This is a genomic window from Parabacteroides sp. PF5-9 (assembly GCF_029893105.1).
Lineage (GTDB): Bacteria > Bacteroidota > Bacteroidia > Bacteroidales > Tannerellaceae > JARXWG01.
Map to the genome: position 1 here is coordinate 28,306 of NZ_JARXWG010000032.1, position 14,147 is coordinate 42,452.

Consider the following 14,147-nt stretch of genomic DNA (forward strand, 5'->3'; position numbering starts at 1 on the left):
GTACAGTCTAATTATAAACAAAAGAATAACAATGGATAAGAAAAAGAAATTTTCTATCAATAATATGATGTTGGCTTTTATCGCTGTGTTAACCGTAGTCGGTTTGGTTGCTTTAGCCGGATTTTTCTTATTGACACCTCCTGATGATGTGATTATGGGACAGGCTGAAGCGACAGAGATCAGGATCTCAGGAAAAGTTCCCGGCCGAATAGAGGCGTACCGGGCAGCTGAGGGGGACAAAGTCAAAGCCGGAGACACGCTGGTTTTTCTTGACACACCGGATGTTTCGGCTAAATTATTACAAGCGGAAGCGGTTCGTGCCGCTGCAGAAGCACAAAGTGCAAAAGCCAATAAAGGAGCACGTACACAGGAAATTACCGGCGCATACGAACTTTGGCAAAAAGCGATTGCCGGACTGGATATTGCCAAAAAGTCATACGACCGCGTACAAAACCTCTATGACAAAGGGGTGATGTCGGCACAAAAACGAGATGAAGCACTGGCCAATTACAATGCGATGATCGCCACCGAGAAAGCGGCACGTTCACAATATGAAATGGCACAAGAAGGTGCACGCCAGGAAGATAAAGCTGCCGCCGCAGCATTGGTACAACAGGCCGGAGGAGCCGTTGCTGAAGTGGAATCGTATATCAACGAAAGTATCTTAATCTCCCCCATAGATGGGGAGGTGGTCGAACGATTTCCACAAGTAGGAGAACTGGTGGGTACCGGTGCACCGATCATGAATATTGTTGATCTGAGCGATATGTGGGTGACTTTTAGCGTGCGGGAAGAATTACTGAAAAACATACAGATCGGTTCCGAACTGAACGCTTTCATTCCCGCACTGGGAGATAAAGCGGTCAGGTTGAAAGTGTATTACATGAAAGACATGGGCACCTATGCGGCTTGGAAAGCCACGAAAACAACAGGGCAGTACGATTCCAAGACTTTTGAGGTTCGAGCTCGTTCACTCGCTCCTATCGAAGGACTACGCCCGGGTATGTCGGTGATCATGAAGAAAAAAGGAACAGAAATATTATGACTTTCCGTCAAGGATTACATTGTATCTGGAAGATAGCCAAACGGGAGGTAAACCGAATCATATCCAACCGTATTTATGCGTATGGTTTACTGTTTGCCCCTATCCTCTCTGTTGTATTCTTTATCTCATTGATGCAAGAGGGACTGCCGAAAGATCTGCCTATTGCTGTTGTGGATATGGACAATACGGCGACTTCGCGCAACCTGATCCGCCAATTAGATGCTTTTGAACAGACTGAAGTGGCTGTAAAAACCATGTCATTCGCTGAAGCACGGAAAGAGATGCAACAAGGACATGTGTATGGTATCTTTTATATTCCTTTGGATTTTACGGTAGATGCCTCTTCCGGGAAACAGCCCAAACTCTCTTTCTATACGAATGGGAGTTATCTGATTGCAGGTTCTCTCTTGTTTCGTGATATGAAAACCATATCTGTTTTAGCCGGCGCATCAGTCGGTCTTCAAATGGGTACGGCAAAAGGGTATACGGAAAATCAAATTATGGGACAAATTCAACCGATCTCAATAGAGACACATGCGCTGGGTAATCCCTGGCTTAACTATTCGGTTTATCTAAATAACTCGATTTTACCGGGTATTTTGGAATTAATTATTTTCTTAATGACCGTTTTTTGCATCGGTACGGAAATCAAACAGTCCACCTCGCGGGAATGGCTACAAATGGGAAACAACTCATTAATCGTAAGCCTGATTGGAAAATTACTCCCTTATACCGTGATTTTTACAACAATGGGGTTTCTCTATTGCGCCGTACTCTATGGATACAACGCTTTCCCATTAGAGAGTGGCTGGTCACCTATGTTATGGGCTATATTCCTATTGGTTTTAGCGTGTCAGGCTGTGGGTGTATTTATGATTGGCGTATTGCCGACTTTACGTCTGGGGCTCAGTTTTGCCAGCCTTTTCGGCATGTTGGCGTTTTCGATTGTCGGTTTTTCATTCCCTGTACAGGAAATGGATCCGACTTTACAGGGATTAACAAACCTTTTTCCGCTACGGCATTATTTTCTGATCTATATTGATCAGGCGTTAAACGGGCGTGAACTGGTATATACCTGGGGGCAATATGTTGCACTATTAGCCTTTTTGATTTTACCCGTATTGATCGGGAAAAATCTAAAAAACGCATTGCTTTATTTTAAATATATTCCCTAAAATACTTCAACAAATGAGCGATCATAGATTACGATATATCATCAAAGAAGGTATTCTGGACCTGTTTCATATATGGAAAGAGGAACTGAAGAATGTATTTAAAGACTCAGGAGTCATGATCTTCTTTTTCCTTGTACCACTGGCTTACCCCCTGATCTATGCGTTTATCTATAATAACGAGGTTGCCCGTGAGGCTAAATTAGTGATTGTCGATCAAAGCAACACTTTCCTTAGCCGGGAGTTTACACGCAGAGTGAACGCAACGGCAGATGTGCAAGTCGTAGGCGTCGTCGGAGATATGGAAGAGGGCAAACGGTATATGGATGAAAAAAAGGCCTACGGTCTTTTACTTTTCCCTCCGGAATTCAGTAAAGATATGCATGCCGGACGCCAAGCTACAGTTTCGCTTTATACCGACATGAGCGCTCTTTTGTTTTACAAAGCATTCCTTCTGACAGCCATGGAGGTCTCTTTGGATATGGGCGTAGAATGGACTGCCCGGAATCATCCGGCCTCAACCGAAGAAATGGATCAGATAACAGTAAAGCCTGTTCCTTATGAGGCTGTTACGCTGTTTAACACACAAAATGGATTTGCCAGCTTTCTTGTTCCGGCCATTTTAATTCTGGTTATTCAGCAAACTTTAATTTTAGGCATAGGTATGTTGGGAGGCACTGCACGTGAAAAAAATCGTTTTCGCAGCTTAGTCCCCGTCAATAAACATTATAACGGAACATTACGGATTGTTCTGGGTAAATCGTTGACATATATTGTATTGTATGTGGTCGTCTGTTTATGGACGTTGGCGATTGTTCCCCGCTTGTTTTTATTGCCACAAGTCGGATCACCTATTACCATTCTTATTTTCTTATTGCCCTATCTGTTTGCCTGTATCTTTTTGTCGATCACATTGTCCGGCTTTATGACCTCCCGGGAGTCTCCCATAATTATATTTGTATTTACTTCTGTTATCCTTTTATTTATTTCCGGTATTTCATGGCCTAAAGAGTCTATTCCGGAAATATGGAAATTAATCGGCTATCTATTCCCTTCCACACCGGGCATACAAGGTTTTGTGCGTATCAATACCACAGGAGCAACTCTCAATGATGTAATCCACGAATATCAGACTTTATGGCTGCAAACCGGCGTTTATTTCATCACGGCATGTATCATTTATCGCTATCAGATTATTCGCACACGTCGACTCATCGTCAAACAACACCAATGGATGAAACGACAATTGAGAAGCACCAGATCTATTGAGTCATAAACTCAAGCCAAAACCGATATAAAAAAAAAAGGTGATCCCACGATGGAATCACCTTTTTTGCATGTATAGATAATTGAATTATCCTAAGAATCCTAATAGAATACCGGCAGCAACAGCTGAACCGATTACACCTGCCACATTCGGAGCCATGGCATGCATCAATAGATAATTAGACGGATCGTATTCCAGTCCGACATGTTGTGAAATACGTGCTGAGTCGGGAACAGCCGATACGCCGGAGTTTCCAATCAACGGATTAATTTTATTTCCTTCTTTCAGGAATAAATTAAAGAATTTCACAAAGAGAATACCAGCACAGGTGGCTATCACGAATGAAAGAGCCCCTAAGCTGAAGATTTTGATGGAATCCAATGTCAAGAACTGAGTTGCTTGCGTAGATGCACCAACCGTTACACCCAACAGGATCGTAATGGTATCAATGATCGGTCCACGAGCAGCTTCCGCCAAACGACGCGTCACGCCACTTTCTTTCAACAGATTCCCAAAAAACAACATACCCAACAACGGTAAACCCGAAGGAACAATAAAGCAAGTGAGCAATAGACCGACAATCGGGAATATGATCTTTTCGGTGGAAGAGACTACACGCGGAGCTTTCATACGAATCAAACGCTCTTTCTTTGTCGTCAACAAACGCATAAACGGAGGCTGTATGATCGGCACTAAAGCCATATAGGAATAGGCCGACACAGCAATAGCTCCCATCAGGTTAGGGGCTAATTTAGACGACAAGAAAATAGCCGTAGGCCCGTCGGCTCCACCAATAATGCCAATCGCACCCGCCTGATTCGGCTCAAAGCCCATCTGAAGCGCAATAATATAGGCACCAAAAATACCAAATTGAGCAGCTGCACCAATTAACATCAGTTTGGGGTTAGAGATTAATGCCGAAAAATCGGTCATCGCCCCGATCCCTAAGAAGATCAATGGTGGATACCACCCTTGCGCCACCCCCTGGTAGAGGATGTTCAATACAGAACCTTCTTCATAAACCCCGATTTGCAAACCAGCATCTTTAAACGGAATATTCCCGATTAACATACCAAATCCGATCGGAATCAGAAGCATTGGTTCAAACTCATAACGGATCGCCAGATAGATAAAGATCAATCCGATCACAATCATGATCAGATGACCCGGAGTGGCATTGTAAAAGCCTGTATAGGTCAAGAATAATTGCAAATTCTCACCTAAAAATGAAAATAAACTCTCCTGCATAGCTTATCCGATTACAACAAGATCCGCACCTTCTAATACCGAATCTCCTTTGTTCACTTTAATTTCTGTAATTTTCCCGTCACGATCGGCAGGGATGCTATTTTCCATTTTCATGGCTTCCAGAACGAGGAGCGTCTGGCCTCTTTTGACCGTATCGCCTACGCTACAGTTGATCGATAAGATCACGCCTGGTAGCGGGGATTTGACTGCACCTGCAGAAGATGATGCTGGACGGGAAACAACAGGCGCTCCAGTAGATGTTGTCGGAGCCTGTACCGGTCTTTTTAATGTAACCACTTGCTTTTTGGCAGGTTTCTCCATCTGTACTTTATAAGGGGTACCATTTACTTCAACTTCTGCCACATCTTCTTCTACAGAATTGATATGCACTTTGTATACGGTGCCGTTGATTGTATATTTAAAACTTTTCATATTATCTGTATATTTGAAATTTTATTTTTTCGGAATTTCACGTAAGCCATAGATTTTAGAACTCCATGGCGAATAATTACGCTTAACCTTCTGAATCGTCAGGACGGTATTCTCTATATCATGAATATCTTCATTTAATTCATAAAGCGCAGCGCCAATAGCCGCTAAAACTTCGCCTGATATTTCTCCCGGTTGACCAGTATGTATGCCTGTAGCTTTCTGAGCTCTTCTCGCACTAGCGTTAATGGCTGATTTTCCGATTTGTTTGAATACCAGAAAGAGAAGGACTAAAGCTGTAAATACGACAATCATTGCCGTGATTGTCATCCCTATTCCTACCGGATCATTAAGCTTGAAATTCTCAATCTTTGCATTTGAATCCAATGTCAGGTTATTCGTACTTGGAGTTACACGCGCAAGCACTTGCCACTCCGCTCCACCATCAATTACTCGGCCATAACTACTGTCTGTGATTTGCCCTGCTGGAATAACCACCTCATCAATAAGCGTTTTTCCATCTGCATTATAGAAAGCAACATAATTTTCTTTCGTCGGATCCAGCGTAAAATTCAAATGGAATGTCCCGCGAGTCGGTTGCCCGTCAGCCCAAAATAAAACATGTTGCTGTGGAGGTATTTTTGTTAAAACATCCCCCTTGGGTATCGGATATTTCGTCGGGTTGTTCCTGTCATCTGTCAGGTAACACCCTTTGATATCCACCGAACCGGCAGAACTATTATACAACTCAATCCAGCCACTTCGTTTACCATAGTCGTCTACGAAATTATCTTCATTGATAACCAAGACCTCATTTATTCTAATAGATGTTGCTTGTTGTGCTTTCAGGCCAACTGCCATAAACAACAACAACAAACACATCCCTGTTTTCTTTCCGATCATTTTCATATCAGTTTTTATATTACAGAGGCAAATTATCATGTTTCTTAGCCGGATTAGTCAACTTCTTAGTCTGAAGTTGCTGTAAAGCACGGATAATACGGAAACGCGTATTACGCGGTTCGATTACATCATCGATATAACCATACTGAGCTGCGTTGTACGGATTTGCAAATGCCTTTCTGTATTCTTCTTCTTTCTCTGCAGCCGTTTTTGCAGGATCTTCAGAAGCAGCCACTTCTTTCGCGAAGATGACTTCAACAGCTCCACTAGGGCCCATTACTGCGATCTCAGCTGTAGGCCATGCATAGTTCATATCACCACGCAGATGCTTAGAACTCATCACACAATAAGCTCCACCATATGATTTACGTAAGGTAACAGTCACCTTAGGCACAGTAGCTTCGCCATAGGCATAAAGCAATTTAGCACCGTGCAGGATTACACCGTTATATTCCTGTCCTGTTCCGGGAAGGAATCCTGGAACGTCGACCAATGTCACCAATGGAATATTGAATGCGTCGCAGAAACGGACGAAACGACCTGCTTTACGAGAAGCATTGCTATCCAGACATCCTGCCATGATTTTAGGTTGGTTGGCTACAATACCAACAGCCTGACCATTGAAACGGGCAAAACCGACAATGATATTTTTAGCATAATCCGCATGCACTTCCAAAAATTCACCATTGTCAATAATAGTACCGATCACTTCATACATATCGTATGATTGGTTGGCACTATCCGGAATGATTTCATTCAAGACATCATCCAAACGGTCAATTGGATCATCACATGTGATTAATGGAGTCTCTTCCAGATTGTTTTGAGGCAAGAAACTCAACAGTTTGCGAATTAATACAAAACCTTCTTCTTCTGTATCAACAGCAAAATGAGCAACACCTGATTTAGTCGTGTGAACACTAGCTCCACCTAACTCCTCTTGCGTTACGTCTTCACCGGTAACTGTTTTTACCACTTTTGGACCGGTAAGGAACATATAGCTTGTTCCACGAGTCATAATATTGAAGTCTGTTAATGCAGGAGAATAGACTGAACCTCCGGCACAAGGACCAAAAATACCGGATATCTGCGGTACAACACCTGATGCCAAAATGTTACGTTGGAAAATTTCAGCATAACCGGCCAATGCATTGACACCCTCTTGAATACGCGCACCACCTGAATCATTTAATCCGATAACAGGAGCACCCATCTTCATCGCCTGATCCATCACTTTACAGATCTTCAGGGCTAAGGTTTCCGACAAAGCACCACCAAAAACAGTAAAGTCCTGTGCATAAATATAGACTACACGTCCATCTATTGTACCATAACCGGTCACAACACCATCACCCAGGAATTTTGTTTTTTCAATACCGAAGTTTGTACTGCGATGTTGAACAAACATGTCAAATTCTTCGAAGCTTCCTTCATCTAACAGCATAGCGATACGTTCACGAGCCGTATACTTGCCTTTGTTGTGTTGAGCTTCAATTCTCTTTTCTCCACCACCTAAACGGGCTTTCTCGCGCAGCGCGATAAGCTCTTTTACTTTTTCAAGCTGGTTACTCATTGTATTTTTTGATTTGTTGTTAAAAATAATTCTTTACTTGTTTTCTCCCTCCATACAGAGTTCGGTTAAGACTCCGCAGGTGGATTTCGGATGCAAAAAGGCGATATCCAAACCTTCTGCACCGCGACGTGGAGCTTTGTCTATCAATTGAACACCTTTCTCGGCGGCTTCTTCCAATGCGTCAGCAACCGACGGAACGGCAAATGCGATATGATGAATACCTTCACCTCTTTTTTCAATGAATTTAGCGATAGTGCTCTCTTCACTTGTCGGTTCCAACAATTCGATTTTCGTTTGGCCTACTTTAAAAAAGGCAGTTTTAACTTTTTGGTCTTCCACTACTTCAATATTGTAGCATTTCAAACCGAGAACACCTTCGTAATAAGGCAAACAAGCGTCAATACTTTTCACTGCAATGCCAAGATGCTCAATGTGTGTAAGTTCCATGTCTGATAAGAATTTATTATTTTACAAAATGATATTTCGCTTTCAGGCTGCAAAGGTACACACTTTATTTAGGAATAAAGAAAATTTTCTTTATTTTTCTACTTTTGTTTTAATCTTTATTCAGAGTTGATTATTAAGGGTATAAGAATTCCCAACATTATACCCACAAACCCTCCGACAGGCATTTATGACATGAAATACGTTAATCAGACAAAGCGTCCTGTACGTCAACAAAAAAAACGATCAAACCGTATTTATAACACACCAACATTTAACGCTTATTTATAACCCACATTATTTTTTAATATCTTTGCGGACGAATTCTACTTATAACCGCAATTCAGTTATGACAAATAAACCCGAAGACCGAATACCGTTTTTTTCTTTTTTAAAAAGCAAAGATCAATATCTTGACTGGGGGATCATCGTCTGTTGTTGCCTTTTGGGATATATTTTTCTGAAAGTCTGCCATCCCTACCCAGCAACAATGTCCGACTCTACCTCCTATGTTTATTGCGCTCAGCAGGATGTATTTTTCACTTACCGTCCATTTGGATATTCTTATTTTCTACAAATTGTACACCTGTTTTCTGCCAGCATACATACACTATTCATCGTTCAAATCACACTTTACGCTCTCACTGCTGCCGGCTTGGCGTTCACGATAAAATACTTTTTTACTCCGATCAATCGCACTGTCTGGTCGGTATTGCTCTTTTTCTTCGTATGCAGTCCTTTAGCCTTTTATATGGCCAATGCCATCATGAGTGACCTGCTCTTTGCAGTGACCATATACATTATGCTTGCCAGTGCTGTTTTTATCTTAAAAAGACAGAGTTGGATTGGATTAGGTCTCTTTTTAATCGCACTATTTTGCGCTTTACACATTCGTTATTCAGCCATATTATTCCCCCTCCTATTTATGGGTTTATTCCTTTTCAATAAAGGAAAAATACGCTGGATATCAATCGCTGCCATTATTTCAGTCACATTCATTTTCTATCAACAAATAAAAGAAAATATGTATGAGACGACCAGACTCAAGCAATTTTCTACCGGTTTCGACGGTTGGCAAATGGCCAATAATGCAATGCATATCGAACCGTTCATCAACCTGAATCCAAATCACATCAAAAATAAAGAGATTGCTCAACTTCATTATTTCATGACACTTTATAAAGAGAAGATAGCCACGATGACCAATAATGGAAAAAATGTTTCCGCCGGATTCATGTGGCTAAACGATCTTCCGTTAAAACAATATCTCGATCTCTATATAGATGCGACTAACGAGTCCTATCCTATCGCCTGGTCAAAACTCGGAAGCAACCAATACCGTGAATACGGACAATACATGATCACCCGATATCCCTGGCTTTTTCTCAAATATTATTTTCTCCCCAATGCCAAACAGGTGTTTTACCCGTCCAGTACCGGTATTATGGGTGTTTATGAACCAATCGACATTCAGGAATACACCTATTTTCAATTCCCTTCAAACGTCGACACAAAGGCTCGCTATAATCTATTCACGCGCCTGATCACGCCGATTATACCTGTTCTATACGTGCTATTATGGATTATCACTGCCGCTATTGTCGCTCTAACTATTTATTATCGTAAATCATTCCATTTAGACCGGGAAAGCAAGGTATTATTTGGTTTCTTTATACTTTTCGGACTCGCTTATTATGCCTCAACCGTATTTGCCAGCCCGATAGAACTAAGATATTGGCTTCCCATGAACGCGATCCATTTTACATATATATATATATCCCTTAATTACATCATGAAAGCTTTGTGCTACAAAAAGCAGACTGTACAATGAATAAAAAGACGATAGTCATAGTCGGTGCCGGCCCGGCCGGCTTAACCGCTGCCTATGAACTTTTGAAAAAATCAAAAGAATACAATGTGATTGTATTCGAAGGCTCTTCTGAGATTGGTGGTATTTCAAAAACCGTTAATTATAAAGGAAATAGAATTGACATTGGCGGACACCGTTTCTTTTCCAAAAACGATCAGATCATGAATTGGTGGAACACCATTCTGCCGACACAAGGTCACTCCTCCATGGACGATCTCCTTTTGAATAAATCAAAAGAACTTGATTCGAAAGGACCTGATCCTGAACAATCAGACATCGTTATGTTGATCAGGCAGCGCGTATCACGCATTTTTTATCTGAAAAAATTCTTTCAGTATCCCATATCGGTACAACCCGAGACCTTTATCAATATGGGATTATGGCGTACTGCCAAAGCCGGATTTGGTTATTTAGCAGCCTGTGTCGTCAAAAGGGAAGAAAATTCTCTGGAAGACTTTTACATCAACCGCTTTGGTAAGCCACTATATAAAATGTTCTTCGAGAATTATACCGAAAAGGTCTGGGGGATACACCCCTCCAAGCTCGGCGCCGATTGGGGATCACAACGCGTTAAAGGGCTTTCGGTGTTGGCCATCTTAAAAGACATACTGACAAAACCTTTCAAAAATGCAGGATCCATCGACCAAAAAGACATTGAAACATCTTTAATCGAACAGTTCTTGTATCCGAAGTATGGCCCTGGACAAATGTGGGAAACCGTTGCTCAACTGATTCAAGCGAACGGAGGCTATATCGAAATGAACAGCTTGGTCAAAGAGTTAATCATTGAAGACAAAAAAGTCGTTTCGGTTATTGTCGAAAAAGACGGATCCACCGAACATATCGCGTGTGATTACCTGATATCCAGCATGCCGATTAAAGACCTGATCGGTGCGATGAAGTGCGATGATTTAAATGACGAAGTCAAAAAGATCGCTCAAGATCTGCCTTATAGAGATTTTATGACTGTTGGCCTTCTGATGGACAAACTGCTCATCACAAACAAAACCAAACAACAGACATGGGATAATATTGTACCCGACACCTGGATCTATATCCAGGAACCCGATGTAAAAATAGGCCGCTTGCAGATCTTTAATAATTGGTCGCCCTATATGGTGTCCGACTTTAAGAACAAAGTCTGGATCGGTCTGGAATATTTCTGCAACGAAGGGGATGAATTATGGAAAATGAAAGATGAGGCGTTCATTCAACTGGCAATCAAAGAACTGGATAAGATCGGCATTATTTCAGAAAAAGATGTCAACGACAGTATTCGTATAAAGGTAAAAAAGGCTTATCCTTCTTATTTTGGCAGCTATTACCAATTAGACAAAGTGATCGACTTCTTAAACCCCATTGAAAATCTATACTGCATAGGGCGGAATGGGCAACACCGGTATAACAACATGGATCACTCCATGCTGACAGCCATCGAATGCGTCAAACATATCACCAAAGAAACCTTTGATAAAAATATCATCTGGCGGGTAAATACAGAACAAGAGTATCACGAAAAGAAATCCTGATCAACATCAGGATTTCGGATCAAAAATCGACAATTAATCGCAAATTCAATTGTCGACCGGTCAGATAATTGGGCACAGCATGTTGCTTGTAGTTGACATCTGTTATCCAGAAATAAGAACTGGTATTCTTTATATCGAATAAGTTAAAGATATCCACTCCCAACCAGATATTTTTCAAGTGACGTAAAAATCCACGATCCATAAAAAGATCTTCATCACTTCCCAGCTGATAAGACAAACCGATATCCACCCGACGGTAGGGAGATGTTTCATAATAGTCTTTTTCATAACCGGTATGAGGAGCCGTCACGGGCAATCTGCCCGACAAGACACCTTTTAAGTTCAATTTCACCCTTTTATATCCCGGAAAATAATCCTGAAAGAATAAAGAGAGGTTGTAACCCGGACTGTTCGGCAGAGGCACTTTGGTCTCTTCGCGTATGGTCTGTTGAGTTTTCATCAACGACAAACTAATCCAGGAATCCGTGCCGGGTACAAATTCACCAAAGAATTTAAAATCAACGCCCATCACATATCCTTTCGCACAGTTATCCCCATAATAACGTATTTTTACATTATCCACCGTATAGGGATTCAGGTTATCTAATTTCTTATAATACAATTCGGTGGTCAGCTTAAAATTCCGATCGACCGCCCGAAAAGCATAATCCCCTCCTACGATAAAATGAATCGAACGTTGAGACTTCAGCTTATCATTCAACGACACGATATTATTACCCGCTTCATCCTGTCCGATGACACGCAACTCTTTATAAAAAGGAGACTGGTAATACAAACCGGTAGCTACCCTGAAAGTCAAATCCTGATTGAAATTAGGAATAAACCCTAAAGAGGCACGCGGGCTAACGATAAACTCCTTATTGTAATCCCAATAACTCCCCCTTACACCGGCCACTAAAGTAAACAATCCCTGCTTGGTTCTGAATTTAAAATTATCTTGCAGGTAACCCGAAATACGCATGCTCTCGATTTCACTCTTCGAATAAAGGCTGTAAATCACCTCCACATCCTCTCCGGTATGCGGCAAGGAATAACCGGCCGAATCCCGCTTTTCCCACTCACTGATCCGATCCGATACATTTTCGAATTGAACCGTTCCGCCCCATTTGATCGTATGCGACTGAATACGCGTTGATCCATAATGCCCCACATTTATTATATTAGAATGCAGCCGGTTACGGGCATGCTCATGATAGTTACCCAACCCATCCGGCGTATTTCCCGCTTCGTTTCCAGCTCCACTGGCATCACTTTCTGAGATCCAATACTGCCCTGATATATCATAACTCTCATTCTCTTTACTACTAAATGCCGAAGCCTGTAAACCCAGTTCCGTATTTTCATTCAGTTGATGCTTCAATGTGAGCGCACCAAACAAAGTCTCGAATTTATCCCGCTCTTTTCCATCAAAATAGACCCTGAAATTACGGACATGTTCGGTCGTACCAAAAGAAGTTTCACGATTCCGGGGGGTATATTTAAAATTATTCGTTGCCAGGTTGCCCAGGAAGTTCACTTCCCATTTGGGGGTAATCTGATACGTCATATAGCTTTGTAAATCAACAAAATTAGGATCGTACTCCGCATCGGTATCCATCGTTTTCAACAAAGTACGTCCGGTCTTGTAACGAAAACCGGTCACCTGCGTAAACTTCCCGATCGAACTCCCGATATACGCATTTGCTCCCAGGAAACTCGCCGAAGCAGATCCTTCGATTGTTTTTGGTTTTTTGTAAGTGATATCCAACACCGAACTCATCTTATCGCCATAACGCGCTTCGAAACCGCCAGCCGCAAAGTTTACCGATTCCGTCAGATCCGGATTGACAAAACTCAACCCTTCCTGTTCCCCCGAACGGATCAGCTGTGGACGAAAAACCTCCAAGCCATTCACATAAACAATGTTTTCATCGTAACTTCCGCCCCTTACTGAGTATTGCGAACTCAGTTCATTACTGGAAGAAACCCCTGCAAAGGTAACGACAAGACTCTCTATACTCCCTCCTGCCGGGTCGGGCAATAACCGGATCCGCTCGGCATCGATTGTTTCCAATGTGGTCGTTTGTCGCCGCGAAGCTGTCACCACCGCCTCACCCAGAGCAATGCTCATCTGATTCATCTGCACATTCAACCGAACATCCGTTGTTGCCAGAGGAATAATACGTTCTGCTTTATTATATCCCAGACAAGAATAGATCAAAGCGATGGAGTCGCCCGGAGTTATGGCCACCGAGTAATACCCTTTTTCATTGGTCATAGCCCCCAAGAGGGTATTCTTCACCCGAACATTGACCAGATCCATCGGATTTCCGTCTGCATCACGCACATATCCCGTAATCTTGATCCGCTCCTGAGCGAATACTACGGCAGAAACAGTCATAAATAAGAGTGCAGCTATTGCACGAATCTTCATCTTATACATTATATATTATAGTACAAGTTTATTAACGTAAAAAAAAGGAGAAGCGTATACAGAATCTATAAAAAAAACATGCGAGCCACTTTTAGACAGCACCCTGACTGTTTTTCTGCAGCGTCTAAATCTATTTTCTGTTACACCTTGTCCCGTCCTAAAATTGGTTGTCAAGTTTGACTGTTTCTAAGTTTCGAAAAAGACCAAAACACTCATGGTCCTTAAAAGAGTTT

11 protein-coding genes are annotated in these 14,147 nt (G+C 41.9%); 5 read left to right on the forward strand and 6 right to left on the reverse strand.

Annotation, left to right across the window (positions count from 1 at the left end):
• Positions 1-31: 31 nt before the first annotated feature.
• From M2135_RS14580 to M2135_RS14590, 3 genes are read left to right on the forward strand one after another with little or no spacing between them, the layout of a single operon-like run.
• Positions 32-1,045, forward strand: coding sequence for an HlyD family secretion protein (locus M2135_RS14580; protein WP_280749260.1), 1,014 nt, complete (start codon positions 32-34; stop codon positions 1,043-1,045).
• Positions 1,042-2,220 carry an ABC transporter permease gene (locus M2135_RS14585; protein ID WP_280749261.1) on the forward strand — a complete coding sequence of 393 codons (1,179 nt, stop codon included), beginning with the start codon at positions 1,042-1,044 and terminating at the stop codon, positions 2,218-2,220. Before M2135_RS14580 ends, M2135_RS14585 begins: the two co-directional genes overlap by 4 nt.
• A gap of 13 nt (positions 2,221-2,233) precedes the next feature.
• Positions 2,234-3,493 carry an ABC transporter permease gene (locus tag M2135_RS14590; RefSeq protein WP_280749262.1) on the forward strand — a complete coding sequence of 420 codons (1,260 nt, stop codon included), beginning with the start codon at positions 2,234-2,236 and terminating at the stop codon, positions 3,491-3,493.
• A 78-nt stretch (positions 3,494-3,571) separates the two neighbouring features.
• Here M2135_RS14590 and M2135_RS14595 read toward each other — a convergent pair whose 3' ends face one another.
• The 5 genes from M2135_RS14595 to mce are packed head-to-tail and all read right to left on the reverse strand — an operon-like array spanning position 3,572 to position 8,084.
• Positions 3,572-4,732 (reverse strand): sodium ion-translocating decarboxylase subunit beta, encoded by a 1,161-nt coding sequence (locus M2135_RS14595; protein WP_280749263.1) that lies wholly within the window; start codon positions 4,730-4,732, stop codon positions 3,572-3,574.
• A 3-nt stretch (positions 4,733-4,735) separates the two neighbouring features.
• The gene (locus M2135_RS14600) at positions 4,736-5,164 is read right to left on the reverse strand and encodes a biotin/lipoyl-containing protein (protein ID WP_280749264.1); all 429 of its coding nucleotides are present in this window, start codon (positions 5,162-5,164) and stop codon (positions 4,736-4,738) included.
• A gap of 21 nt (positions 5,165-5,185) precedes the next feature.
• Positions 5,186-6,064, reverse strand: a complete 879-nt coding sequence (locus M2135_RS14605) for an OadG family transporter subunit (RefSeq protein ID WP_280749271.1) — start codon at positions 6,062-6,064, stop codon at positions 5,186-5,188.
• A 19-nt stretch (positions 6,065-6,083) separates the two neighbouring features.
• Positions 6,084-7,637 carry an acyl-CoA carboxylase subunit beta gene (locus tag M2135_RS14610; protein ID WP_280749265.1) on the reverse strand — a complete coding sequence of 518 codons (1,554 nt, stop codon included), beginning with the start codon at positions 7,635-7,637 and terminating at the stop codon, positions 6,084-6,086.
• Between the two features lie 33 nt (positions 7,638-7,670).
• Positions 7,671-8,084: a methylmalonyl-CoA epimerase gene (mce, locus tag M2135_RS14615; RefSeq protein ID WP_280749266.1), complete on the reverse strand. Its 414-nt coding sequence runs from the start codon at positions 8,082-8,084 to the stop codon at positions 7,671-7,673.
• 346 nt (positions 8,085-8,430) lie between these two features.
• Here mce and M2135_RS14620 point away from each other — a divergent pair, with 346 nt between their 5' ends.
• On the forward strand, positions 8,431-9,912 hold the full coding sequence (locus M2135_RS14620; protein WP_280749267.1) for a hypothetical protein: 1,482 nt from the start codon (positions 8,431-8,433) through the stop codon (positions 9,910-9,912).
• Entirely contained in the window at positions 9,909-11,480 is a 1,572-nt protein-coding gene (locus tag M2135_RS14625; protein WP_280749268.1) for an NAD(P)/FAD-dependent oxidoreductase, read from the forward strand. Before M2135_RS14620 ends, M2135_RS14625 begins: the two co-directional genes overlap by 4 nt.
• 19 nt (positions 11,481-11,499) lie before the next feature.
• Here the strand turns inward: M2135_RS14625 and M2135_RS14630 are convergent, their stop codons facing one another.
• Positions 11,500-13,914, reverse strand: coding sequence for a TonB-dependent receptor (locus M2135_RS14630; RefSeq protein ID WP_280749269.1), 2,415 nt, complete (start codon positions 13,912-13,914; stop codon positions 11,500-11,502).
• Positions 13,915-14,147: the final 233 nt, after the last annotated feature.

Excerpts from the sequence above, each read along its gene's own strand:
- M2135_RS14580 (WP_280749260.1), top strand. The coding sequence starts at position 32 with ATGGATAAGAAAAAGAAATTTTCTATCAATAATATGATGTTGGCTTTT.
- M2135_RS14585 (WP_280749261.1), top strand. The coding sequence starts at position 1,042 with ATGACTTTCCGTCAAGGATTACATTGTATCTGGAAGATAGCCAAACGG.
- M2135_RS14590 (WP_280749262.1), top strand. The coding sequence starts at position 2,234 with ATGAGCGATCATAGATTACGATATATCATCAAAGAAGGTATTCTGGAC.
- M2135_RS14595 (WP_280749263.1), bottom strand. The coding sequence starts at position 4,732 with ATGCAGGAGAGTTTATTTTCATTTTTAGGTGAGAATTTGCAATTATTC.
- M2135_RS14600 (WP_280749264.1), bottom strand. The coding sequence starts at position 5,164 with ATGAAAAGTTTTAAATATACAATCAACGGCACCGTATACAAAGTGCAT.
- M2135_RS14605 (WP_280749271.1), bottom strand. The coding sequence starts at position 6,064 with ATGATCGGAAAGAAAACAGGGATGTGTTTGTTGTTGTTGTTTATGGCA.
- M2135_RS14610 (WP_280749265.1), bottom strand. The coding sequence starts at position 7,637 with ATGAGTAACCAGCTTGAAAAAGTAAAAGAGCTTATCGCGCTGCGCGAG.
- mce (WP_280749266.1), bottom strand. The coding sequence starts at position 8,084 with ATGGAACTTACACACATTGAGCATCTTGGCATTGCAGTGAAAAGTATT.
- M2135_RS14620 (WP_280749267.1), top strand. The coding sequence starts at position 8,431 with ATGACAAATAAACCCGAAGACCGAATACCGTTTTTTTCTTTTTTAAAA.
- M2135_RS14625 (WP_280749268.1), top strand. The coding sequence starts at position 9,909 with ATGAATAAAAAGACGATAGTCATAGTCGGTGCCGGCCCGGCCGGCTTA.
- M2135_RS14630 (WP_280749269.1), bottom strand. The coding sequence starts at position 13,914 with ATGAAGATTCGTGCAATAGCTGCACTCTTATTTATGACTGTTTCTGCC.